The organism is Serratia sp. 2C06 (assembly GCF_050037615.1).
Classification (GTDB): domain Bacteria; phylum Pseudomonadota; class Gammaproteobacteria; order Enterobacterales; family Enterobacteriaceae; genus Serratia; species Serratia ureilytica.
On record NZ_CP188299.1, the window covers coordinates 176,443 to 197,210 of the forward strand.

The 20,768-nt window shown below is 61.4% G+C and carries 22 protein-coding genes; 5 read left to right on the plus strand and 17 right to left on the minus strand.

Annotation, left to right across the window (positions count from 1 at the left end):
* Window positions 1–223: 223 nt before the first annotated feature.
* Window positions 224–1,216 (plus strand): tRNA-modifying protein YgfZ, encoded by a 993-nt coding sequence (gene ygfZ / locus ACP3TA_RS01285; protein ID WP_033644775.1) that lies wholly within the window; start codon window positions 224–226, stop codon window positions 1,214–1,216.
* A gap of 38 nt (window positions 1,217–1,254) precedes the next feature.
* Here ygfZ and ACP3TA_RS01290 read toward each other — a convergent pair whose 3' ends face one another.
* Both ACP3TA_RS01290 and trhA read right to left on the minus strand, forming a co-directional pair.
* Window positions 1,255–1,752 carry a DUF2165 family protein gene (locus ACP3TA_RS01290; protein WP_033644774.1) on the minus strand — a complete coding sequence of 166 codons (498 nt, stop codon included), beginning with the start codon at window positions 1,750–1,752 and terminating at the stop codon, window positions 1,255–1,257.
* A gap of 150 nt (window positions 1,753–1,902) precedes the next feature.
* Window positions 1,903–2,577 (minus strand): PAQR family membrane homeostasis protein TrhA, encoded by a 675-nt coding sequence (trhA, locus tag ACP3TA_RS01295; RefSeq protein WP_206196292.1) that lies wholly within the window; start codon window positions 2,575–2,577, stop codon window positions 1,903–1,905.
* 183 nt (window positions 2,578–2,760) lie between these two features.
* Here trhA and ACP3TA_RS01300 point away from each other — a divergent pair, with 183 nt between their 5' ends.
* Window positions 2,761–3,369 (plus strand): HD domain-containing protein, encoded by a 609-nt coding sequence (locus ACP3TA_RS01300; protein WP_047573791.1) that lies wholly within the window; start codon window positions 2,761–2,763, stop codon window positions 3,367–3,369.
* A gap of 40 nt (window positions 3,370–3,409) precedes the next feature.
* Here the strand turns inward: ACP3TA_RS01300 and rbsK are convergent, their stop codons facing one another.
* The 12 genes from rbsK to ACP3TA_RS01360 all read right to left on the minus strand — a co-directional run bounded on the left by rbsK (window position 3,410) and on the right by ACP3TA_RS01360 (window position 13,484).
* Window positions 3,410–4,336, minus strand: coding sequence for a ribokinase (rbsK, locus tag ACP3TA_RS01305; RefSeq protein WP_033644768.1), 927 nt, complete (start codon window positions 4,334–4,336; stop codon window positions 3,410–3,412).
* Entirely contained in the window at window positions 4,333–5,241 is a 909-nt protein-coding gene (alsK, locus tag ACP3TA_RS01310) for an allose kinase (RefSeq protein WP_149542280.1), read from the minus strand. Before alsK ends, rbsK begins: the two co-directional genes overlap by 4 nt.
* Before the next feature lie 10 nt (window positions 5,242–5,251).
* Window positions 5,252–5,923, minus strand: coding sequence for a D-allulose 6-phosphate 3-epimerase (gene alsE / locus ACP3TA_RS01315; protein WP_033644765.1), 672 nt, complete (start codon window positions 5,921–5,923; stop codon window positions 5,252–5,254).
* 30 nt (window positions 5,924–5,953) lie between these two features.
* The gene (locus ACP3TA_RS01320; protein WP_033644763.1) at window positions 5,954–6,988 is read right to left on the minus strand and encodes an ABC transporter permease; all 1,035 of its coding nucleotides are present in this window, start codon (window positions 6,986–6,988) and stop codon (window positions 5,954–5,956) included.
* 10 nt (window positions 6,989–6,998) lie between these two features.
* Window positions 6,999–7,985 carry an ABC transporter permease gene (locus ACP3TA_RS01325; protein ID WP_033652174.1) on the minus strand — a complete coding sequence of 329 codons (987 nt, stop codon included), beginning with the start codon at window positions 7,983–7,985 and terminating at the stop codon, window positions 6,999–7,001.
* Entirely contained in the window at window positions 7,978–9,495 is a 1,518-nt protein-coding gene (locus ACP3TA_RS01330) for a sugar ABC transporter ATP-binding protein (RefSeq protein ID WP_149542281.1), read from the minus strand. The genes ACP3TA_RS01325 and ACP3TA_RS01330 overlap by 8 nt, the downstream gene beginning before the upstream one ends.
* Window positions 9,496–9,497: 2 nt before the next feature.
* Window positions 9,498–10,481, minus strand: coding sequence for a substrate-binding domain-containing protein (locus ACP3TA_RS01335; RefSeq protein ID WP_025304134.1), 984 nt, complete (start codon window positions 10,479–10,481; stop codon window positions 9,498–9,500).
* Between the two features lie 48 nt (window positions 10,482–10,529).
* Entirely contained in the window at window positions 10,530–11,348 is an 819-nt protein-coding gene (locus tag ACP3TA_RS01340; RefSeq protein ID WP_033644759.1) for a DeoR/GlpR family DNA-binding transcription regulator, read from the minus strand.
* Between the two features lie 380 nt (window positions 11,349–11,728).
* Window positions 11,729–12,046, minus strand: a complete 318-nt coding sequence (locus tag ACP3TA_RS01345; protein ID WP_016929995.1) for a BrnA antitoxin family protein — start codon at window positions 12,044–12,046, stop codon at window positions 11,729–11,731.
* On the minus strand, window positions 12,009–12,332 hold the full coding sequence (locus ACP3TA_RS01350) for a BrnT family toxin (RefSeq protein ID WP_071883578.1): 324 nt from the start codon (window positions 12,330–12,332) through the stop codon (window positions 12,009–12,011). The genes ACP3TA_RS01345 and ACP3TA_RS01350 overlap by 38 nt, the downstream gene beginning before the upstream one ends.
* 77 nt (window positions 12,333–12,409) lie before the next feature.
* Window positions 12,410–13,153: an SDR family oxidoreductase gene (locus tag ACP3TA_RS01355; RefSeq protein ID WP_046688537.1), complete on the minus strand. Its 744-nt coding sequence runs from the start codon at window positions 13,151–13,153 to the stop codon at window positions 12,410–12,412.
* A gap of 97 nt (window positions 13,154–13,250) precedes the next feature.
* On the minus strand, window positions 13,251–13,484 hold the full coding sequence (locus tag ACP3TA_RS01360) for a hypothetical protein (RefSeq protein WP_033644758.1): 234 nt from the start codon (window positions 13,482–13,484) through the stop codon (window positions 13,251–13,253).
* 189 nt (window positions 13,485–13,673) lie between these two features.
* Here ACP3TA_RS01360 and ACP3TA_RS01365 point away from each other — a divergent pair, with 189 nt between their 5' ends.
* The 3 genes from ACP3TA_RS01365 to ACP3TA_RS01375 are packed head-to-tail and all read left to right on the plus strand — an operon-like array spanning window position 13,674 to window position 16,283.
* Window positions 13,674–14,333: a response regulator gene (locus ACP3TA_RS01365; protein WP_033644757.1), complete on the plus strand. Its 660-nt coding sequence runs from the start codon at window positions 13,674–13,676 to the stop codon at window positions 14,331–14,333.
* A 4-nt stretch (window positions 14,334–14,337) separates the two neighbouring features.
* The gene (locus tag ACP3TA_RS01370; protein ID WP_197755279.1) at window positions 14,338–15,756 is read left to right on the plus strand and encodes an ATP-binding protein; all 1,419 of its coding nucleotides are present in this window, start codon (window positions 14,338–14,340) and stop codon (window positions 15,754–15,756) included.
* Entirely contained in the window at window positions 15,756–16,283 is a 528-nt protein-coding gene (locus ACP3TA_RS01375; RefSeq protein WP_052752719.1) for a GNAT family N-acetyltransferase, read from the plus strand. The genes ACP3TA_RS01370 and ACP3TA_RS01375 overlap by 1 nt, the downstream gene beginning before the upstream one ends.
* Before the next feature lie 9 nt (window positions 16,284–16,292).
* On the opposite strand, the gene ACP3TA_RS01380 is transcribed toward ACP3TA_RS01375, so the two are convergent.
* The 3 genes from ACP3TA_RS01380 to gcvH form a co-directional block, all read right to left on the minus strand.
* A complete protein-coding gene (locus ACP3TA_RS01380) occupies window positions 16,293–17,258 on the minus strand; it encodes a quinone oxidoreductase family protein (RefSeq protein ID WP_089195132.1) in 966 nt (321 codons plus the stop codon).
* Between the two features lie 108 nt (window positions 17,259–17,366).
* Window positions 17,367–20,246 carry an aminomethyl-transferring glycine dehydrogenase gene (gcvP, locus tag ACP3TA_RS01385; protein ID WP_015378983.1) on the minus strand — a complete coding sequence of 960 codons (2,880 nt, stop codon included), beginning with the start codon at window positions 20,244–20,246 and terminating at the stop codon, window positions 17,367–17,369.
* Between the two features lie 92 nt (window positions 20,247–20,338).
* Window positions 20,339–20,725: a glycine cleavage system protein GcvH gene (gene gcvH, locus ACP3TA_RS01390; protein WP_047573770.1), complete on the minus strand. Its 387-nt coding sequence runs from the start codon at window positions 20,723–20,725 to the stop codon at window positions 20,339–20,341.
* Window positions 20,726–20,768 lie beyond the last annotated feature (43 nt).

Below are 20,768 nucleotides of genomic sequence, written 5' to 3' on the forward strand. Positions count from 1 at the left end.
GGGGATCTGTCTGCAAGGGTGCCCTGGCCGCAAGCCTATAGAGTAACAATTTGACATACACGCCGGGAAGGCGCTTTGTGGCGGAAAACGCAATAAAGCGCAAAATGCCAAAAAAAGCGCCCCCCGGCGCCGCGGCGCGAATAACAGTTTGCAAAGCCCGCCGCCTCTTTTACCATGGGTTCAATACCCTTCAGGTAAGCTAAACGTTGAGCAGGAACTTACTATGGCGCATAACATTCCATTCCCACCCCGTCAGCCCTCCGCTTCCACCCATCTGCCCCTGACGCTGATCTCGCTGGAAGATTGGGCGCTGGTGACGCTGAACGGGCCGGACGCGGTGAAATATCTCCAGGGCCAGGTGACGGCGGACATCGACGCGCTGGCGGCCGATCAACACGTGCTGTGCGCCCACTGCGACGCCAAGGGCAAAATGTGGAGCAACCTGCGTCTGTTCCACCGTGGCGAAGGCTTCGCCTATCTGGAGCGCCGCAGCGTGCTGGACAGCCAACTGGCTGAAATCAAAAAATATGCGGTGTTTTCCAAAGTCACCATCGCCGCCGATAATGACGCGGTATTGCTGGGGGTCGCCGGTTTCCAGGCGCGCGCCGCGCTGGCGGGCCTGTTCGCCACGCTGCCGAGCGTCGAGCACCCGGTGGTGCAGGAAGGCGAAACCACGCTGCTGCACTTCGCCGCGCCGGCGGAACGTTTTCTGCTGGTGACCCGCCCCGCCGTGGCCGAACAGCTGATCGGCAAACTGCATGATCAGGCGGAACTGAATGACAGCAGCCAGTGGCTGGCGCTGGAGATCGAAGCCGGTTATCCGATTATCGACGCCGCCAACAGCGCGCAGCTGATCCCGCAGGCCACCAACCTGCAGGCGCTGGAAGGCATCAGCTTCAGCAAGGGCTGCTATACCGGCCAGGAGATGGTGGCGCGCGCCAAATTCCGCGGCGCCAACAAACGCGCGCTCTACTGGCTGGAAGGTAAAGCCGCTCGCGCCCCGCAGGCGGCGGAAGATCTGGAGCTGCAGCTGGGTGAAAACTGGCGCCGCACCGGCACCGTACTGGCGTCGAGCCAATTGGCCGACGGCACGCTGTGGGTGCAGGTGGTGATGAACAACGATTTGGACGCCGACAGCAAGCTGCGGGTACGCGACGATGCCGCCAGCCAGTTGGCGATCAAACCGTTGCCCTACTCGCTGGCCGAAGAGAAATAATCCGTCGGCCGCAGGCGCCCTGCCTGCGGCCATCTTCGTTACTCGTCCAACTCCCCGTCGCGCTGCACCAGATAAATCAGCACCAAAATGATGGTGATGAAGAAACGAAAGGCATCGGGAACGCCGTTCCACTGCTTCGACATCCACATGCCGAACCACTCGCCGCCTATCGACATGAAACCGACCTGCCAGGTGAGGAAGCCCAGCGTCAGGCCGACCACCGCCAGCTTTTTGCGACCGTTGAAGGCCCTGGCGGGCAGTTTCAGGCCGCCCAACAGTCGCAGGCCGCCGATCCAGCACAGCAGCGCGGTCAGGCTTTCCAGCGCGATGATGAAAATATAACCGGCGTGATGCAGCCACGGCGTCTGTATCGAGCGATAGCCGATGGTGGCGTCGGGGAAAATCGTGTCCATCATAAAGACATGGCGCACAAAGGCGAAGTTGGAGCCGTAGTCGGTGATGTTGCCGAAGGCGACCAGCGAAGCGAACAAGGCGATAGCGCAGACCAGCAGCGCTTTGGATAAGCGAACGATCATCTTGGTGAGTCCTGAACAGAGGTTAAAGAAACGGTATGCGGGCTCAGAAATGAAGGAACGGGCTTGCTGGATACCCGAAAGAAGCAAGCGCCTCTTTTTTAAAACAAAAGAGGCGCCAGTTCAATACGCATTCAGACGTAGCGGCAACGCTTAGACGTACAGGTAGATCGCCATGAAATGGCAGGCGCTGCCACCGAGCACGAAGGCGTGCCAGATGGCGTGGCCAAAGCGGATGCGCTTGGAGGCGTAGAAAATCACGCCGAGGGTATAGACCACCCCGCCTATCGCCAGCAGCGTGACGCCGCCGGCCTCCAGCCGCGTAACCAGCTGATAAATCACGATCAGCGACAGCCAGCCCATCGTCAGGTAGGTCACCAACGACAGGGCTTCAAAACGGTGGGCGAAGGCCAGTTTGAACAGCACGCCGAGCAGCGCCAACCCCCAGATTACCGCCATCAGGCCCTTCGCCAGCGGCGAATCCAGCCCCACCAGCAAAAACGGCGTGTAAGTGCCGGCAATCAGGAGATAAATGGCGCAGTGATCGAACTTTTTCAGCCAATGCTTGGCCTTCTGGTGCGGAATCGCATGGTACAGCGTGGAAGCGAGAAACAGCAGGATCATACTGCCGCCGTACAGGCTGTAACTGGTGATGGCCGTCGCATCGGCGCCGGTATTCACCGCCTGCACCAACAGCAACACCAGGCCGACGATGCCGAACACCAGCCCGATGCCGTGGCTGATGCTGTTAGCGATCTCTTCCGCCCACGGATAAGCCGCGGCGACAATCTTATTGGTCCCGGCTTTCACTACGTCCGTTTTCCCCATAACGCGCAACCCCTCAAAATGCCCTGCTTTGTTCGAAATTAACGCAAAGCAGCTTAACTGAGAATAATTCCAGTGTACACGTGTACGCTAAAATAAAAATGTGAACGCGTGTAACCATCGAAATCCCCTGCCCGGTGGTCTACAATCGTCAGGCTTCAACCCACCCACCTTGAGGTTTACACCATGTCATCCGCTGTACCCGCGTTAGATTTCGGTTCAATGACCCAGGCCATCCAGTTCCTGATGGAAATCGATAAGTTGAAAGGCGTGCAACGCCGCACCAAAGTGCTGGGCACCCAGCGCCAGGAAAACTCCGCCGAACACAGTTGGCACTTCGCCATCGCCGCCATGAGCCTGGCCCCGTACGCCGGTGATGACGTAGACATTCAGCGCGTGATCCAGATGGCGCTGCTGCATGACATCGTGGAAATCGACGCCGGTGACGTACTGGTCTACGATCTGGCCGCCCGCGCGGCGATCCACGATCAGGAAGTGGCGGCGGCGCGCCGTCTGTTCGGCATGCTGCCGCAGACACAGCGCGAGTATTTCACCGCTTTATGGCAGGAGTATGAAGATGGCGAAAGCGCCGATGCCCGCTTCGCCTTGCTGCTGGATCGCACCATGCCGATGCTGATGAACCTGCACAACGAAGGCCAGAGCTGGGTGGAAAACGGCATCAGCCTGGAGCAGGTACTGTCGCGCAATGCGGCGATCGCCGACGTGCATCCCGAGCTGTGGCGCCACCTGGAGCAACATCTGCGGGACGCGCAGCGCAAAGGCTGGTTGAAATAAGGGAACCGGGCTGCCGCCTCCGCGCCGCAGCCCGTTATCGTCACGCGAACGTCCGTTGGCGTTCCAACGCCTCCTCATAGCTCGGCATCGATCCCGCCGCACCGGCGCGCTCCACGCAGACCGCCGCATAGGCGGCGGCAAAGCGCACCGCCTCGGCTAACGGCACCTGATTCGCCAGCTGCGCCGCCAGGGCGCCGTTAAACGCATCGCCCGCGCCGGTGGTGTCTTTCGGCTGTGCCGGAAACGCCGGGATCAGTTCGCTGTTTTCCCCGTCCGAGAACAACGCCCCTTGCGTGCCCAACGTCACGATCAGCAAACGAATGCCCTTGGCGTGCAACACCTGCGCCGCCTGGCGCGCCGAAGCCACATCGCGCACCGGCACGCCGGTCAGCAACGTGCACTCGGTGGCGTTGGGCGTCAGCAGATCGACCTGCGCCAACAGGCTGTCCGGCACCGGCTGAAACGGCGCCGGGTTGAGTATGATGAACGTTTGCGCTTCGCGGGCAATGGCGATCACCTGCTCGATCGCCGGCAGGTTGTTCTCCAATTGAGTCAGCAGAATATCCGCCGCGGCGATCGCCGGCCGGCACTGACGCACCTCGTCTTCGCTGACCGTCAGGTTGGCGCCGGGATCGACGGCGATCATGTTTTCCGCATCCTCGCCGGCAACGTAGATAAGCGCATTGCCGGTGGGGCAATCGCCGGTAGAGAACAGCGTCACCGCATCGAAACCGGCGGCGGCGAGGTGGCGCCGGGCGAACGTGCCGAAGTCGTCGCGCCCCACCTTGCCGATATAATGCACCCGCGCTCCGGCGCGCAGCGCGGCGGTCGCCTGGTTGGCACCCTTGCCGCCCGCCCCCATCATGCTGTTGCGGGCGATCAGCGATTCGCCGGGCTGCGGAAAGCGCGCCATGCCGGCGACGATATCCAGGTTGAACGAACCGAACACGCAGACTTTGCCTTTCATTGCTGGTACTCCCTGCTCAATTGGAGGTGGCGCCGGGCGGCCAGACAGGCGCCTTTGCTGCCGGTTTCATCGCTGAGGCGGCTGACGGAGATCGTCAGCCCCTGCGCCGGCTGCGGCGCGCGCAGATGACGGCGGATCTCTTGCTCCAGCCGCGCCAGCGGAAAACCGCGCATGGCGATCACGCCGCCGCCCAGGATCAGGCGCTGGGGGTCGATCACGTTCATTTCGACGGCGATGGTCTGCGCCAATCGCTCGACGAAGCGCTGCAGATCAGGATGATCGCCGTGGCGTTCGAACAACCGGTCGAACGGCGTTTGCGCCGCGTTGGCGCGCGCCCAGCCGGTTAGCCAGTGACCGGACGTCAGACTCTCGACGCAGCCCCGTTTACCGCACGGGCATTCGCCCTGATGGCCCGGCCAGGGAATGTGCCCCAGCTCGCCGGCGGCGCCGTGCGCGCCGTGGTAAAAATCGCCGTTCAGCCACAGGCTGTTGCCCATGCCGGTGCCCAGATACAGCCCGACCGCCACCTGCGGCAACGCAGGCAGCTGCTGCAGATCCCACCACAGCAGATGATTGACGTCCTTGTCCATTCGCACCGGCAGCGCCAGCAAATCGGCCAACAACGCCGCCACCGGCTGAGCGTCCAGCGCCGGGATAAACGGCAGCGACAGCACCCGCGAGCGATCGCGGCTGAGGATCCCCGGCAGCCCCAGCATCACCTGCGCCACCTGACGATCTTGGCAATGCCCGGCGATCAGCCGGCCCAACGCCGCCAGCGGATCGGCCTGCCGCGCCCAGTCGGCGGTCGCTATCTTGCAGTAACCGCTGAATTCACCTTCATCATCCATCAACAGCAGGCGGGTATTGGTGCCGCCGACGTCAACGCCAAGAAAATACCGCATCATGTCCCCCGCCTCAGGCCGCCTGCCGCATCTGATCCAGCATTTTTTCCCATGCCGTCTCCAGATCCGGATCGAGATTGAACAGCCCGGAGCTGCCGACGATCAACACTTCTGCACCGGCGCCCATCAGATCGCGGTAAGTGCGCTGGTTGCAGGAGCCGTCGATCTCGATCAGATAGCGCAGATTTTGTTGGCTTTTCAGGTCGCGCAATTGGCGGATCTTTTCCAGCATTTCGGGAATGAACGGCTGCCCGGCATAGCCCGGATCGACGGTCATGACGGTGACCTTGTCCAGCAGGTGAAGGTAGTGGCGAATAAACTCCACCGGCGTGGCCGGGTTCAGCACCACCCCCACTTTTTTGCCCAGCGCGCGGATTTGATTGATCACCCGAAACGCGTCGCGGTTGATGGTTTCAGCGTGCGGGCAGATAAAGTCCGCGCCGGCGCGGGCGATTGGCTCGATAAAGTCGGTAGGGTTCTCCACCATCAGATGCACATCCAGCAACAACGAGGTGTGCGGGCGGATCTGTTCGATAAAGAACGGCGACAGCGTGATGTTTTTAACGTAATGCCCGTCCATGATGTCGATATGCAGCATATCGGCGCGGCGGTTCAGCACCGCCAATTGCTGGCGGATATCCATCAGGTTCATGCACATCAGTGAAGGCGAAATCTGGTATTTCATTAGCGTTATCCTGCGCAAAAGGGAAAAGGATCAGTGGCCCGCCGCGGTTCTGGCCTGGGCCGCGCTGCGGCGCATCGCCCGCCGCTGCCGATAGCGATGCCGGAAAAACTTCAGCGCCAGCACCGCGATCAGCACGGCGCCCCACATCGCCAGACTGAAATGCGGGCTGACGTTCATCAGATTCAAACCGGTCGCGATCACCTGTAGCACGATTAGCGCCAGCACCACGCCGCTGACCCGGCCAAAACCGCCGAACGGATCGGTGCCGCCCAGAATGATCGCCAGCACCGTGAGCAGCAGGTAAGAGTCGCCGTAGCCCATGCGCGCCGAGTTGAAGCGCGCCATCATCACCAGCCCGGCAATGACGCACAGCAGGCTGGAGAGGGTGTAAATGGCGATCAGCACCCGATGGGTATTCACGCCGCTGAAGTGGGTGGCGTTGATGTTGCTGCCGCTCATGTAGATGCATTTGCCGAGCCGGGTTTTCTGCAGGAACAGCGCCAGCAAGGCGGCGACCGCCAGGAAGATCCACAGTGGCACCGGCACGCCCAGCACGCTCTCGGCGCCGATAAACCGCACGATCTCCGGCATGCCGCTCAGGGCTGCGCCGCGCGTCAGGTAGATGCCGATGCCGTTGACCGTGGTCATGGTGGCCAGCGTCACCAAAATCGGGTGCGCGCCGACGTAGGCCACCAGTGCGCCGGTCGCCGCGCCGATAAGCCCGGCCAGCAGCATCGCCGCCGCCAGCGCCAAGGCCAGCCACAGCGCCTGCAAGCCCAGCCCGGCGTCCGCCGGCAGGTAGCTGATGAACAGCCAGGCCATCAGCAGGCTGGTCAGGTTGGCGCTGGCGATAATGCACAGGTTCAGGCCGCCGCTGAGGATCGGAATGAACATCGCCAGCGTCAGCAGGCCCAGCTCCGGCAGCTGGAAGGCCACGCTGGTGAAGGTGGCGCCGCTGAAGAAGCGCCCCGGCATCAGCAGGCTGAAGGCGAGCACCACCGCCAGCAGCAAGGCCAGCAAACCGACGGCGGCCCCGTCCAGACGAAATTTCAGGTTGTTGCCCATCAAGCGCTCCTCAGGCGAAACCAACGTCGGTTTCTTTGCGTTTCTTGTAGTGAGTGACGGTGATCGCCGCGACGATCACCAGACCGATCACCACGTTCATGAAGTAGCTGGACACGCCGATCAGGTTAAGGCCGTTTTTCAGCACGCCGATCAGGAACACGCCCATCAGCGTGCCGACAACGCTGCCCTTGCCGCCGTTCAGGCTGGCGCCACCCAGCACCGCCGCCGCCAGCACGTCGAGCTCGCCGCCCACCAGCGCGTTGGGCACCACTTCCCCCATGCGATACACCTGCACCAGGCCGCCGATCGCCGCCATCGCGCCCAGATAGCCATAGGCGAACAGATGCAGCAGGCCGACGCGAATGCCGATGCGCCGCGCCGATTCCGCATCCCCGCCCACGGCAAACAGCTGGCGCCCGAGGTGCGTTTTGTTCAGCAGCAGCCAGGTCAGCAGCGCCACCGCCAGCATCACCAGCGTCGGCAAACCGAGCTGATAGCTCTGCTCACCCAGTTGGAACGGCAGCACGCTGCGCGGCAGCGTCCACCAGTCCGGCAATGCGTACAGGCTGCGGCCGTTGGTCAGCCACATCAGCATGCCGAACAACAACGCCTGCATGCTGATGGTGACGATGATCGAGACGATGCGCAGGCAGTAGATCAACAGCGCGTTGACCATGCCGAGCGCGGCGCCGATCGCCAACGCCAGCAAAATACTGCCCGTCGGGCTGGCCAGGCCGTAATGCGTCGCCAGCGTGGCGATCAGGTACTGCACCACCGAGGCGACTGCGGCGAAGGAAATGTCGATGCCGCCGGTCACCAGCACCACGAACAGGCCGAGAGCGAATATGCCGCTCACCGCGTAGCTTTCGCTGAGATCGAGCAGGTTTTGCACCGTCAAAAACTGATCGCTGAGCAGCGAAAAGACGATGACCGTCAGCAGCAGCACCCAGGCCAGGTAGCCTTCGTTGCCGCGCGGTTTCAGACTGAATCTACGCATTAACCGCCTCCGCCAGCTGCTGCTGGCTCACCAGCTCCGGCAGGTACTCGCCGATCACGCTGCCGCCGCTGAAGTGCAGCACCCGATCGCAGTTGTAATACACCTCGGGCACCTCGTCGGAGATCAGCAGAATCGCGATCCCCTCCTGCGCCAGCAGATGGATCAGTTGGTAGATGCTGGCCTTGGCGCCGACGTCGACACCGACGGTCGGCGAGTCGAGGATCAGGATCCGCGGTTGGGTCAGCACCCACTTGGCCAGCACGATCTTTTGCTGATTACCGCCGGACAGCGTCGAAACCGCCTGATCCGGATCCGCCACCCGCACGCCGAGTTTGGCGATCCACTCCGCGACGATGCGATTCTTGCGGTAATCGTCGATCAGGCGAAAACGCCCGCGCAGCTTATCGAGAATGGTCAGCACCGCGTTGTCCGCCACCGACTGTTGCTGCACCAGCCCCAGCGTCAGGCGATCCTCCGAGACATAACCGATGCCGGCCCTGATCGCGTCCTCATGGCCGCGAAAGCGCACCGGTTTGCTGTCGAGGTAAAGCTTGCCGCTGTCCGGCCGGGTCATGCCGAACAGGCTCAGCGCCAGCTCGGTGCGCCCGGAGCCGAGCAGTCCGCACAGCCCGAGCACCTCGCCCTGATGCAGGCGGAAGCTGACATCGTGATACTGCCCGGCGCGGCTGAGACGATCCGCCTCCAGCATCACCCGATCCTTATTCATGCTCGGTGACTTCAGGCGATAGTCCAGCGTCAGGCCGGTCATCAATTCGGTCAGGCGATCGCCGGTGATCTCCGCCGCCGGCCAGGTGCCGATCTTGTTGCCGTCGCGGATCACCGTGACGCGATCGGAGATCTCCAGCACCTCGTCCAGCCGGTGGCTGACGAACACCACGCAGATGCCCTGCGCTTTCAAATAATCCACCGTGCGCAGCAGCTGATTGACCTCGGTGCGGGTCAGCGAGGCGGTCGGTTCATCCATGATCACCAGCCGTGCCTGCGCCACCAGCGCGCGGCAGATCGCCACCTGCTGGCGCTGGGCGATCGGCAGTTCCGCTACCGGTTTGTCGAGATCGAGATTGAAATTCAGCTCCTGCAGCAGGCGCTCGGCGGTGCGCCGCAGCCTCGCCGGGCGGTGCCATCCCAATAGCCCGTGCAGGTTGTGCTCAAAGGCGATGTTTTCCGCCACCGTCAGGTTGGGAAACAGCGACAGATCCTGATAGATCACCTGAATGCCGAAGGCGCGCGCCTGATCCGGCGATAGCCGGCCGAAGGTTTGCCCATCGAAGGTAATGCGGCTGCCGTCATCCGGTTGATACACGCCGGCGATCGCCTTGATCAACGTACTCTTGCCGCAGCCATTGGTGCCGGCCAGGCAGTGCACCTCCCCCGGCATCAGCGCCAATGAAATATCGTTCAGCGCGCGCTGCCCGCCGAAGGTCATCGACAGCTGTTGCAGTTCGATCAGCGGCGCGCCCCGCGTTGCCGTATTGCCGGAAATCGCCATGATTACAGCCCCATCTTCACCAGCTTCGGCAGGTTTTGCTTATCCAGGCTTTCGGTGGCATTGCCGAGAATGGTGTGCTGCTGCGCATCCACCTGCACCTTGCCCATGCCTTCGATGGTCATGCCATCGGTGATTTTTTCGCCCTTGTGCATCATGTCGGCGATGCGCACGAACACTTCGCCCGCCACCATCGGGTTCCAGATATAGCCGCCCTTGATGGCGCCGCGATTGACCAGCGAAGCGCCCTGCCCTGGGCTGAACGGCCCGATGACGCAGATATCGTTGCTTTTGCCGCGGTTGAGCACCGCGCGCCCGGCGCCGATCGGCCCCTGCGAACCGAACGCCAGCACGCCTTTCAGATCGGGATATTTGGCCATCAGATCGTTGGTGGTGCGCACGCTGTCATCCAGCGATTCCCCCACGCCGAACTTGTCGCCCACCAGCTGCATGTTCGGGTAGTGCTGCTTCTGGTAATTGATGGCCGAGTCCGACCAGGTGATGTGCAGCGGCACCGTCAGGCTGCCGACGTATACCGCGTACTTGCCCTGCTCTTTCATGCAGGCGGCCAGCGCTTTCATGTGGTTGACCCCGTGCTGCGAGGCGTCCACCAGCTCAAAATCCCAGTCGGCGTACTTCTGGCCGGGGGACTCGTGCACGATCACCTTGATGCCCGCCTCCTGCGCGCGCTTGAGCACCGGCTCCAGCACCCGGGCGTCGTTCGGCACCACGCCGATGATGTCCACCTTCTGCGCGATCAGATCCTCGATGGCGCGCACCTGCAGCGCAGGATCCGCCGCCGTCGGCCCGACCATCCAGGCGTCGATGCCGCGTTTGGCGCTCTCGCTTTTGATGCCGGCCTCCATGGCGTTGAACCAGGGAATGCCGCCGATCTTCACCACCACGCCCATTTTCAGCTTGTCCGCCGCCTGCGCGGAGACCGACAGCAGCAGCGAGGCAAACAGACCGACCAGTACGGATTTTTTCATTGTTCTCTCTCCACAAGTGTTGGCTGTAATAAAAGGTTTTCGTTGTTGTTATCGCGCCGCCCTTTTCGCGGCGGGTGAAACTTCAATCACATCGACGTTGTTCCAGGCCAATTCCTGACGAAACTCGTCATCGCCAAGCCTGTCGGTGATCAGCGTATCTATTTCCCGGTAATGGCAAATGCGGGCGAACGAGCGGCGGCCGAACTTGTTGCTGTCCACCAGCAGGAACTTGCGCTCCGAGGCCAGCAGCATCTGTTGCTTCAGCCGCGCATGGTGCTCATTGCTCTCGCGGATGCCGCCGTCCTGGCAAATGCCGTGGCAGGAGAAAAACAGCTTGTTGATCACGAACTCTTTCAGCATCTGCTCCGCCAGCACGCCGATAAAATCCTCGTACTTGGCGGAATACTCGCCCCCCAGCCCGATGGTGCGCACGTTGGCCTTGCAGGCCAGCGTCTGGATGATGTGCAGCGAGTTGGTCAGCACCACCAGCGAGATATCCGGCAGCTGGCGCGCCAAAAACCAGCTGGTGGAGCTGCTGTCCAGCAGCAGGCAATCCCCGGGCGCGATAAACTCCAGCGCGCGTTTGGCGATGCGCGTCTTCTGCTCCGGCGACTCATTGCTGCGCTGGCGGAAGGACTCCCCCTGATCTATCTCGGCGGGCACATAGGTTTTTTCCACCGCCGGCGGCTCGACGAAGACCGCGCCGCCGTGGCTGCGCAGCAGCAGGCCGCGCCGTTCCAGCAGGGCCAGATCACGCCGCGCCGTCTCGATAGAGATGTGGCACAGCTGCGCCACCTCCTGCACCATCACGCGGCCGCGCTGGCTCAAGACTTCGGTAATAAAGCGATGACGTTCTACAGGCAGCATGTTTCTTTTCTCCTCCACGACGATGATTACGATATCGATTTGCCGCGCCGCGTTTTGCGCGCAGACGCAAAGCGCATCGCCCCGCGATCGGTCAACGATCGCGCTGTGATAGTTGTCAAAAAAATCGGGAAGGAAATGAAATGAATAATTACGAAAGTGTGGAGTAACAGACAGTTATGATGCGCGACCGCCTGAGACAGACAGGAGAGAAACGGTAAACGGTCACAATTCCACGTTCCGCGCCATGACCGTTAATGACCGTTTGTGTGGTTTTGACCGAGCGCCGCAAGGAGACAGCCGGCGTTGATAACGCATTACCTGAAAAAACAGCAAAAAAATCCGGTGAGAATCTCACCGGATCGTTAGCCGCCTGACACAAATTATTCCTCGTGCTCATGCTCTTTCAACATCGCCTCACGCAACACGGCGTTCAGGCGTTTCTGATAGCCTTTGCCTGGTCGCTGAAGCCAAGCCAACACATCCGCATCGATTCGGATGGTTTTTGATACTTTCATCGGCTTATAAAAACGCCCCTGAACCGCAGTCTGCCACGTTTCTTCCCCCAGCGCCGGCGCATCGGCATAATCGATTCCCTCGTCCGGCAACGCACTCAGTGAAGCAATTTGCGCTTTCTGCTCCTCCGTCAACGGCGGGAGTACGCTATGGGCCAGATTTTTGGCGGAATTTTTGCGCTTCATATCTTCCCCTCTCTTTGGCATCGGCCTTGCGTGCTGAAATGATACGCACGATCTCTACTGTATCGCCTTCGACATCCGTTTCGATCGTCGTATGTGCCACCAGCAATAGCAAACAGGATCCGACCATACCGATCGTTTGCCAACGTTCTTCTCCATCCTCGATCCTTTCCAGCACAGCCAAATGGTTGGGATCCAGAAAAACCCGTTGCGCTATCTCAAAACTGACACGGTGTTTACGCTGGTTACTGTGATTTTTATCCTGATTCCATTCAAAATAAAAATACATTTTTGTAACTACATTTTGGTTGTTATTTAATCAAAATACATCACCTCCGAAGGGATGTCAAAATTCTCCGGATGCGTTCAACGCCCGCCTGCGGCCTCGATAAAGGTGCCGGTCACATAAGACGCGGCGTCAGACAGCAGCCAGGCGATCGCCTCCGCCACTTCCTGCGGCTGGCCGCCGCGCTGCATCGGTAAACTGTCCTTCACGCGATCCACCCGGCCGGGTTCGCCGCCGCTGGCGTGCATCTCGGTATAGATGAATCCGGGCCGCACGCCGTTGACGCGGATGCCCTGCGCCGCCACCTCCAGCGATAGCCCGATGGTCAACGAATCGACGGCGCCTTTCGAGGCGGCGTAATCGACGTATTCCCCCGCGGCCCCCAACCGGGACGCCGCGGAGGAAACGTTGACGATAGCGCCGCCCTGCCCGCCATGGCGCCGCGCCATGCGCTTCACCGCCTCGCGGCAACACAAGAAATACCCGGTGACGTTGGTGCCGAGCACCTTATTGATGCGCTCGGCGGTCAACTGTTCAATGTTCGCCTGCCGGAACAGAATGCCGGCGTTGTTGACCAGCGCGCTGAGCGTGCCCAGCCCGGCATCCAGCGCGCTGAACATTGCCATCACCTGCGCTTCATCGGCCACGTCGGCCTGCAGCGCCAGCGCCTTGCCGCCCTGCGCCTCAATCTCCGCCACCACCTGCCGCGCCGCACTTTCGTCGCGCAGGTAATTCACGCCCACCGCATAGCCCTGCCGGGCCAGCAGCAAAGCGGTCGCGCGGCCAATTCCCCGGCTTGCGCCGGTCACCAATGCCACTTTCATCATCGTATTTTTTCTCTGGTTGGCGATGTCAACAACGGCCTGCGCACAGGCCTTCCGTTTGCCCGTCAGAGTATAGAGCGGCACCCTAAAAAACGCTTCAAAGCTGAGCCAGGCGGCGCAGCTGCTTTTTAATGCGCGACTTGGCGCAGCCGTAAGCGTCCGTCGCCGCCGCCTGATGCACCCGCTGCAAAGCGGAAGCATGATGGCCGCCGTGGCTATGGCTCTGCGCATCACCGCGAAAAGACAGCATCAACAGAACGAGCAGTATCGCCACGCCTGAATACATCAGCCGCCGCGAGGCGCCCGCGTTCGGGAAACCTTCAGTCTGCATGTTTCGCTCCCTCAGCCATGATTTCGAATGGCAGCAAAATAACTGAAATTCCCCCCCGCTCCCTTAACGCGAGATTAAAGCCAGATTAAGGTTTGCTTAAGAACGCGCAGGCAGAGCGGTTTTCCTCGTTGTCTTCCCGTCAGCGTTATAGTTAGATAATCGCGACTCAAGGCTCTCAGCGGAAATAACGTGAACATACTGTTGGTGGAAGACGACCTGCAATTAGGCAAGGCGCTGTGCCGAGCATTGGAGCTGGCCGGCTTTAATTTGTGCTGGGTGCGCCTGCTCACCGACGCGGAAAATAAACTTTCACCCGGCGGGTTCGATTTGATGCTGTTGGATCTCACGCTGCCGGACGGCGACGGTTTGCAGAAGCTGGTCGCCTGGCGCGCCGCCGGACAGAATATCCCGATCATCATCCTGACCGCCCGCGATCGCATCGAGAGCCTGGTGAACAGCCTCGACTCCGGCGCGGACGACTTTCTGGCCAAACCTTTCGCGCTGCCCGAACTCATCTCGCGCGTCAAGGCAGTCAACCGGCGCATGGCGGGCTTCGCGTCTCAAACCTGGAGCCTCGGCGCGCTGTATCTCGATCCGGTCAACCATCAGGTCATGCTGGATAACGAACTGCTGATGCTGTCGAAAAAAGAGTATCACCTGCTGCACGAACTGATGCGCTGCGCCGGCACCGTGGTGCGCAAAGCGGTGTTGGAACAGCGGCTGTTCGGCCACGGCGATAGCGTGGAAAGCAACTCGCTGGAAGTACACATGCATAATTTACGCCGCAAGATTGGTAAAGAAAGAATCATTACCGTACGCGGCATTGGCTATTTGCTGAAGAAAGAGTAGCGGGATGATCGGTTTCAAATCCTTCTTTATGCGCACCATTATTTTCCAGGTCCTGGCCATTTTATTATTGTGGGGGATCCTCGTCGCCTGGGTGAAGTACTGGTATTACCCCGACATGGAGAAATATTTCGATAACCAGCAACGCATCGTCGCCGCAGGCATCGCCAATATTCTCGATGAAACCGGCACCGATAATATCGATTACCGCGGCATCATCAAAACCATCGAAAGCATGTACATTGATTCCATCAATAATGGCATGCAGGATCAATTCGACTATCATCCGCTGTTCGTGGTTTACGATCGGGATAACCGGGTGCTTTACTGCTCACAAACGCAGGAAGAACCGCTGCGCCTGCCGCCTTCGGTGCTGTCCGGCTCCGTCAATTACGCCGGCGCCAACTGGCACCTTGCCGGTAGCTGGAGCGAAAAGCGCCAGTACCGGGTGATCGTCGGCGAGTCTTTCAACGATCGCACCACGCTGTTCGGCAACCCGGCGGAAAGCACCGCCGTACCGCTGTTGGGCATTCTGGCGGCGATCATCATTACCTTGCTGTTTACCGCCTACTTCAGCCTGCGGCCATTGCGCCAGATCGCCCGCACCATTTCCGATCGCCAGCCTGGCAACCTGTCGCCGCTCAACGTCAGTGAGCAGTATCAGGAAATCCGGCCGGTGGTGATGGAGGTCAACAAACTGATGGCGCGCATCGACGCGGCCAATCAGCGCGAGAAACGCTTTATGGCCGACGCCGCGCACGAGCTGCGCACGCCGATCGCCGCCGTGCTGGCGCAGCTACATTTGCTGACCCAGGTCAGCGAGCAGCAGGAGCGCCGGGAAATCATCGGCGACATGCAGCAAGGGCTGGATCGCGCGGCGTCGCTGTCACGCCAGCTGATCAACCTGGCCAAGCTGGAGGCGGAAGATTTTCCGCTGAAGATTGAGGCGGTGGATATCTATGCGGAGATCGGCAAATGCATCGCGCAGCACGTCCCCTATGCGCTGGAGAAAGATGTCGAACTGTCGCTCGACGGCAGCGAGGATGTGGTGGTGAGTACCGACCGCCATGCGCTGATCGCCATCTTCACCAACCTGCTGGATAACGCGCTCAAGTACGCGCCGCCCGGCAGCCGCATCGAGGCCAATATCCGCTCGCTGGCGCCGCTCGGCTGCTATATTACGTTACGCGATAACGGCCCGGGGGTGAGCGAAGAACATCATTCCCGCCTGTTTGAACGCTTTTACCGCGTGCCCGGCACGCAGCAAACCGGCAGCGGGCTCGGATTGGCCATCGCCCGAAACCTGGCCGACAAAATCGGCGCGCAGCTGCGCGTCACCGAAGGCCTTGACGATCGCGGCATCGGCTTCATCATCGATTTGCCGGAAAGTTATCGGCCACAGACTGAGAGTGAACAACGACCATGATTGCCCCTGTTCTGCTGCAACGGCAGCAACTCGACCGGCTATGGGATATCGACCGCAGCGAAATTATCGACACTCTGTATCGCCTGCAGGACGGCAAGTTGCAATCCTATGCGGAGTACTACGACGTGCGCGGCTGGGATCCGCACGATCGGGAAACCTATACGCCAATCCACGCAGCGTGCTTCGATCGCGGCGGCGCGTTCTTCGCGCTGTTCGAAGGCGAGGAGATCGTGGCGGCGGCGGCGCTGGACACCGAGCCGCGCGGCCCACAGCGGGATCTGCGCCAGCTGCTGTTCTTTTACGTCAGCGCGCACAAACGCGGCCAGGGGTTAGGCAGGCAGCTGTTCCAGCTCTGCCTGCGTCAGGCGGCGCAAGACGGCGCCGCCGGGCTGTATGTCTCCTCCATCCCCAATAAAAGCACCGTAGACTTCTATCTGGCGCAGGGCTGCCGGCTCATCGAACAGCCGGATACCGAATTGTTCGCCCGTGAGCCGGAAGACATTCACCTGGTCTGCCCTTGCCGCTAGCGGCCGGGGTTAACGGGCGATGCGCATCACCGAACGCACGTCGCTTTTCTTGTTCAGATCCCACACCTCGGCGATCTCCGCCAACGCGTGCTCCTGCGTCTCGATAGTGAGCGCTCCGGTCGCCGCCAGCGCCAAAATCTCGGTCGCGTAGCGCTGCATCTCCGGGATCGGCGGGAAGTTGCCGGTGCCGCTGCCGAGGATCTGCAGCTGGTTGCTGCGCAACACCGCAGCCGGCAGCCGGATGTCCGGCGCGGCCATCGAACCGACGTTGACCAAGCGAATGCCGCGCCCGCCGGCGTAAGACGAGAGATCGTGATTGTTGAGCGTTGCCAGCAGCGCTTCGGTCGCCGGGCCCCAGATATAATCGACGATCACCTGATAACCGCCCGGCCCCGCCGCCGCCGCGAAGGCCTGCGTCAGCGCCTCGCCCTGCAGGCTCAGATCCACCGTGGCGTCTACACCCAATGCCTCCAGCACGCTCAGTCGACGGCCGGCGGCAACAATGCGTCCGGCCCCCGCCTGACGCGCCGCCGCGACCGCCAGCTTACCCGAGGTGCCGGTGGCGCCGATGATCAGCACCGTTTCACCGGGCTGCAGATCCGCCCGCCAGCGCAGCGGCAACCAGGCGGCGAAGGCCGGATTGATCAGCGCGGCCGCCGTGGCGTCGTCCACCGTCGCCGGCACCGGCACCGTCCAGGACGCGACGCTGCGCTCTGCCATCGCGCCGTAAGGGCGACGGAAAGAGGCGAAGTACACCCGTTGCCCGTCCGCCGTACGGCCCACGCCATCGGTGCCGGGCACGATCGGCAATTGCTTCGGGCTGGAATAGTGGGTTCCGGCGACGGTGGCGCGATCCAGCTGTTTGATGCCGGCCGCCAGAACGTCGATCGGCACTTCATTCGTCTGCGCCTGAGGTTCCTCAAAGGTGCCGAAAACCGGGGGTTGCCCCAGCGCTGTTACGATTGCCGCTTGCATGGTGACTCCTCAAATCGTGGGAACGTACAGGAAAGAATAGGCCGCTATAAAATAAAAAGGGACACCGCATGATGCGGTGTCCCCCGAACACAAACTTTGCCGAACGTGTTATTCGTAATCGCTCATCGGCACGCAAGAGCAGAACAGGTTACGGTCACCGTACACGTCGTCCAGACGCTTAACGCTCGGCCAGTACTTGTTCTCGCGTACGCCGGCCACCGGGAACACCGCCAGTTCGCGGCTGTACGGATGCTGCCAGTCGTTGACCAGCTCCGCCTGCACGTGCGGCGCATTCACCAGCGGGTTGTCTTCCAGCGGCCATTCGCCCTTGGCGACGCGGTCGATTTCGCTGCGGATCGCCAGCATCGCATCGATAAAGCGATCCAGCTCCACCTTGCTTTCCGACTCGGTCGGCTCGACCATCAGCGTGCCCGCCACCGGGAACGACATGGTCGGGGCGTGGAAACCGAAGTCGATCAGGCGCTTGGCGATGTCCATTTCGCTGATGCCGGTCTCTTCCTTCAGCGGACGAATATCGAGGATACATTCGTGCGCCACGCGGTGATCGCGGCCGGTATACAGAATCGGGTACGCGTCTTTCAAACGGGTGGCGATGTAGTTGGCGTTCAGGATCGCCATCTGGCTGGCCTGCTTCAGGCCCTCCGCGCCCATCATGCGGATGTACATCCAGCTGATAGGCAAGATGGAGGCGCTGCCGAACGGCGCCGCGGAGACCGCGCCCTGCTGGGTGGTCACGCCGTCGATCTGCACCACGCTGTGGCCCGGCACGAACGGCGCCAGGTGTGCTTTCACGCCGATCGGACCCATGCCCGGGCCGCCGCCGCCGTGCGGGATACAGAAGGTCTTATGCAGGTTGAGATGCGAAACATCCGCGCCGATGTAGCCTGGCGTGGTGATGCCCACCTGGGCGTTCATGTTGGCGCCATCCAGATACACCTGACCGCCGAACTGATGCACGATCTGGCACACTTCACGGATGGTTTCTTCATACACGCCGTGGGTCGACGGGTAGGTCACCATGATGCAAGAGAGTTCTTCGCCTGCCTGCTCCGCCTTGACGCGCAGATCGTGCAGATCGATGTTGCCGTTCTTGTCGCAGGCCACCACCACCACGCTCATGCCCGCCATCTGGGCGGAGGCCGGGTTGGTGCCGTGTGCCGAGCTCGGGATCAGACAGACGTGGCGGCCCGCTTCGTTGCGGCTTTCGTGGTAGCGGCGGATCGCCAGCAGGCCGGCGTATTCGCCCTGCGCGCCGGAGTTCGGCTGCATGCACACCGCGTCATAGCCGGTCAGTTGCACCAGCCACTGGGACAGTTGGCCGATCATCTGCTGGTAACCGGCCGCCTGCTCTGGCGGGCAGAACGGATGCAACTCTGAGAATTCAGGCCAGGTGATCGGGATCATTTCCGCCGCGGCGTTCAATTTCATGGTGCAGGAACCCAGCGGGATCATCGCCTGGTTCAGCGCCAGATCCTTGCGCTCCAAGCGATGCATGTAACGCATCATCTCGGTTTCGCTGTGATAGCGGTTGAATACCGGGTGGGTCAGGATCGGATCCTGGCGCAGCATGGCGGCCGGGATCGATTGGCTGTTTTTGCTCACCGCCGCGTCCAACGCGTCGATGTCCAGACCGTGATTGTCGCCGGCCAGCAGTGCGAACAGCGTTTGCACGTCTTCACGCGAGGTGGCTTCATCCAGCGTGATGCCGACGGCGCCGTGAATGTCGGTACGCAGGTTGATGCCGAAGCTCAGCGCGCGCTCCAGCACGGCGGCCTTGTCCTTCACTTCGACGGTCAGGGTGTCGAACCAGGTGTGGTGACGCAGCGTCAGGCCGGCCTTCTGCAGCCCGGCGGCCAGAATGTCGGTCAGGCGATGGATGCGCCCGGCGATGCGCTGCAGGCCTTGCGGGCCGTGATACACCGCGTACAGGCTGGCGATGTTGGCCAGCAGCACCTGCGAGGTACAGATATTCGAGTTGGCTTTCTCGCGGCGGATATGTTGCTCGCGAGTCTGCATCGCCATGCGCAGCGCGGTGTTGCCGGCGGCATCGCGGGAAACGCCGATAATGCGGCCCGGCATCGAACGCTTGAACTCGTCGCGGCAGGCGAAGAAGGCGGCGTGCGGGCCGCCGTAGCCCATCGGCACGCCGAAGCGCTGCGCGGAGCCGAACACCACGTCGGCGCCCTGCTTGCCCGGCGCGGTCAGCAGCACCAGGGCCATGATGTCGGCAGCCACGCTGGTGATGATTTTGCGCGATTTCAGTTCTGCCAGCAGCGCGCTGTAGTCGTGCAGTTCACCGGTGGTGCCCACCTGCTGCAGCAGCACGCCGAACACGCCGTCCAGCTCCAGCACTTTTTCCGCTTTATCGACGATGACGTCGAAGCCGAAGGTTTCGGCGCGGGTGCGCACCACGTCCAGCGTTTGCGGATGCACGTCGTCAGCCACGAAGAAACGGTTGGCGTCTTTCAGCTTGCTGGCGCGTTTGGCCAACGCCATCGCCTCGGCGGCGGCGGTCGCTTCATCCAGCAGCGAAGCGGAGGCCAGATCCAGACCGGTCAGATCGAGGGTCACGGTCTGGAAGTTCAGCAGCGCTTCCAGACGGCCCTGCGACACTTCCGGCTGATAGGGAGTGTAAGCGGTGTACCAGCCCGGGTTTTCCAGCATGTTGCGCAGGATCACCGGCGGCGTCAGCACGGCGCTGTAGCCCATGCCGATATAGGATTTGTAGCGCTGATTCTGCGAGGCGATCGCCTTCAGCTCAGCCAACGCCTGATGTTCGGTCGCCGCGTCGCCGACCGGCGGCGGCCCCGGCAGCTGAATGTCCGCCGGCACAATCTGTTGGATCAGCGCGCTGAGCGAGCGAGCGCCCACCGCTGCCAGCAACTCCTGGCGTTGTTCCGCAGAAGAGCCGATGTGGCGTTCAATGAACGCTTCGCTGTGTTCGAGTTGGCTGAGTGTCTGAGTCATTGCTACAAATTCCTGAATGCTTGCGTGATACGGGATATAGCTTGAACGGTAACTAAAACGCCCTGGCCGAAAGGCCTGGGGCGTGGTCACGATTACTCGTCGATCGAGGCCTGATAAGCCGCGGCGTCCAGCAGGTTCGCCAGCTCGCCTTCGTCGGTGGCTTTAATCTGGAACAGGAAGCCGTCACCGTAAGGTTCGCTGTTCACCAGTTCCGGAGAGCTTTCCAGCTCGCCGTTCACCGCCACGATTTCGCCGCTGATTGGCGCGTAAATGTCCGATGCCGCCTTGACGGATTCCGCCACGGCGCAATCTTCACCGGCGGCGACGCTGCGGCCCACTTCCGGCAGATCGACAAACACCATATCGCCCAGCAGTTCCTGCGCATGTTCGGTGATGCCTACGGTGTAAACGCCGTTACCTTCTGCACGAACCCACTCGTGGGAGGATGCGTATTTCAATTCTGTTGGCACATTGCTCATCGCCGGTTACTCCTTCGAAGAAATAAAAGAATCAATCAATAAA

Bases quoted from the DNA above. Each gene is read 5' to 3' on its own strand.
- ACP3TA_RS01360 (WP_033644758.1), bottom strand. From the start codon at position 13,484: ATGCAGACTGAAGGTTTCCCGAACGCGGGCGCCTCGCGGCGGCTGATG.
- gcvP (WP_015378983.1), bottom strand. From the start codon at position 20,246: ATGACTCAGACACTCAGCCAACTCGAACACAGCGAAGCGTTCATTGAA.
- gcvH (WP_047573770.1), bottom strand. From the start codon at position 20,725: ATGAGCAATGTGCCAACAGAATTGAAATACGCATCCTCCCACGAGTGG.
- ACP3TA_RS01370 (WP_197755279.1), top strand. From the start codon at position 14,338: ATGATCGGTTTCAAATCCTTCTTTATGCGCACCATTATTTTCCAGGTC.
- alsK (WP_149542280.1), bottom strand. From the start codon at position 5,241: ATGATGCGGTATTTTCTTGGCGTTGACGTCGGCGGCACCAATACCCGC.
- ACP3TA_RS01345 (WP_016929995.1), bottom strand. From the start codon at position 12,046: ATGAAGCGCAAAAATTCCGCCAAAAATCTGGCCCATAGCGTACTCCCG.
- ACP3TA_RS01320 (WP_033644763.1), bottom strand. From the start codon at position 6,988: ATGGGCAACAACCTGAAATTTCGTCTGGACGGGGCCGCCGTCGGTTTG.
- trhA (WP_206196292.1), bottom strand. From the start codon at position 2,577: ATGGGGAAAACGGACGTAGTGAAAGCCGGGACCAATAAGATTGTCGCC.
- ACP3TA_RS01300 (WP_047573791.1), top strand. From the start codon at position 2,761: ATGTCATCCGCTGTACCCGCGTTAGATTTCGGTTCAATGACCCAGGCC.
- rbsK (WP_033644768.1), bottom strand. From the start codon at position 4,336: ATGAAAGGCAAAGTCTGCGTGTTCGGTTCGTTCAACCTGGATATCGTC.
- alsE (WP_033644765.1), bottom strand. From the start codon at position 5,923: ATGAAATACCAGATTTCGCCTTCACTGATGTGCATGAACCTGATGGAT.
- ACP3TA_RS01290 (WP_033644774.1), bottom strand. From the start codon at position 1,752: ATGATCGTTCGCTTATCCAAAGCGCTGCTGGTCTGCGCTATCGCCTTG.
- ACP3TA_RS01340 (WP_033644759.1), bottom strand. From the start codon at position 11,348: ATGCTGCCTGTAGAACGTCATCGCTTTATTACCGAAGTCTTGAGCCAG.
- ACP3TA_RS01325 (WP_033652174.1), bottom strand. From the start codon at position 7,985: ATGCGTAGATTCAGTCTGAAACCGCGCGGCAACGAAGGCTACCTGGCC.
- ACP3TA_RS01355 (WP_046688537.1), bottom strand. From the start codon at position 13,153: ATGAAAGTGGCATTGGTGACCGGCGCAAGCCGGGGAATTGGCCGCGCG.
- ACP3TA_RS01380 (WP_089195132.1), bottom strand. From the start codon at position 17,258: ATGCAAGCGGCAATCGTAACAGCGCTGGGGCAACCCCCGGTTTTCGGC.
- ACP3TA_RS01330 (WP_149542281.1), bottom strand. From the start codon at position 9,495: ATGGCGATTTCCGGCAATACGGCAACGCGGGGCGCGCCGCTGATCGAA.
- ACP3TA_RS01335 (WP_025304134.1), bottom strand. From the start codon at position 10,481: ATGAAAAAATCCGTACTGGTCGGTCTGTTTGCCTCGCTGCTGCTGTCG.
- ygfZ (WP_033644775.1), top strand. From the start codon at position 224: ATGGCGCATAACATTCCATTCCCACCCCGTCAGCCCTCCGCTTCCACC.
- ACP3TA_RS01350 (WP_071883578.1), bottom strand. From the start codon at position 12,332: ATGTATTTTTATTTTGAATGGAATCAGGATAAAAATCACAGTAACCAG.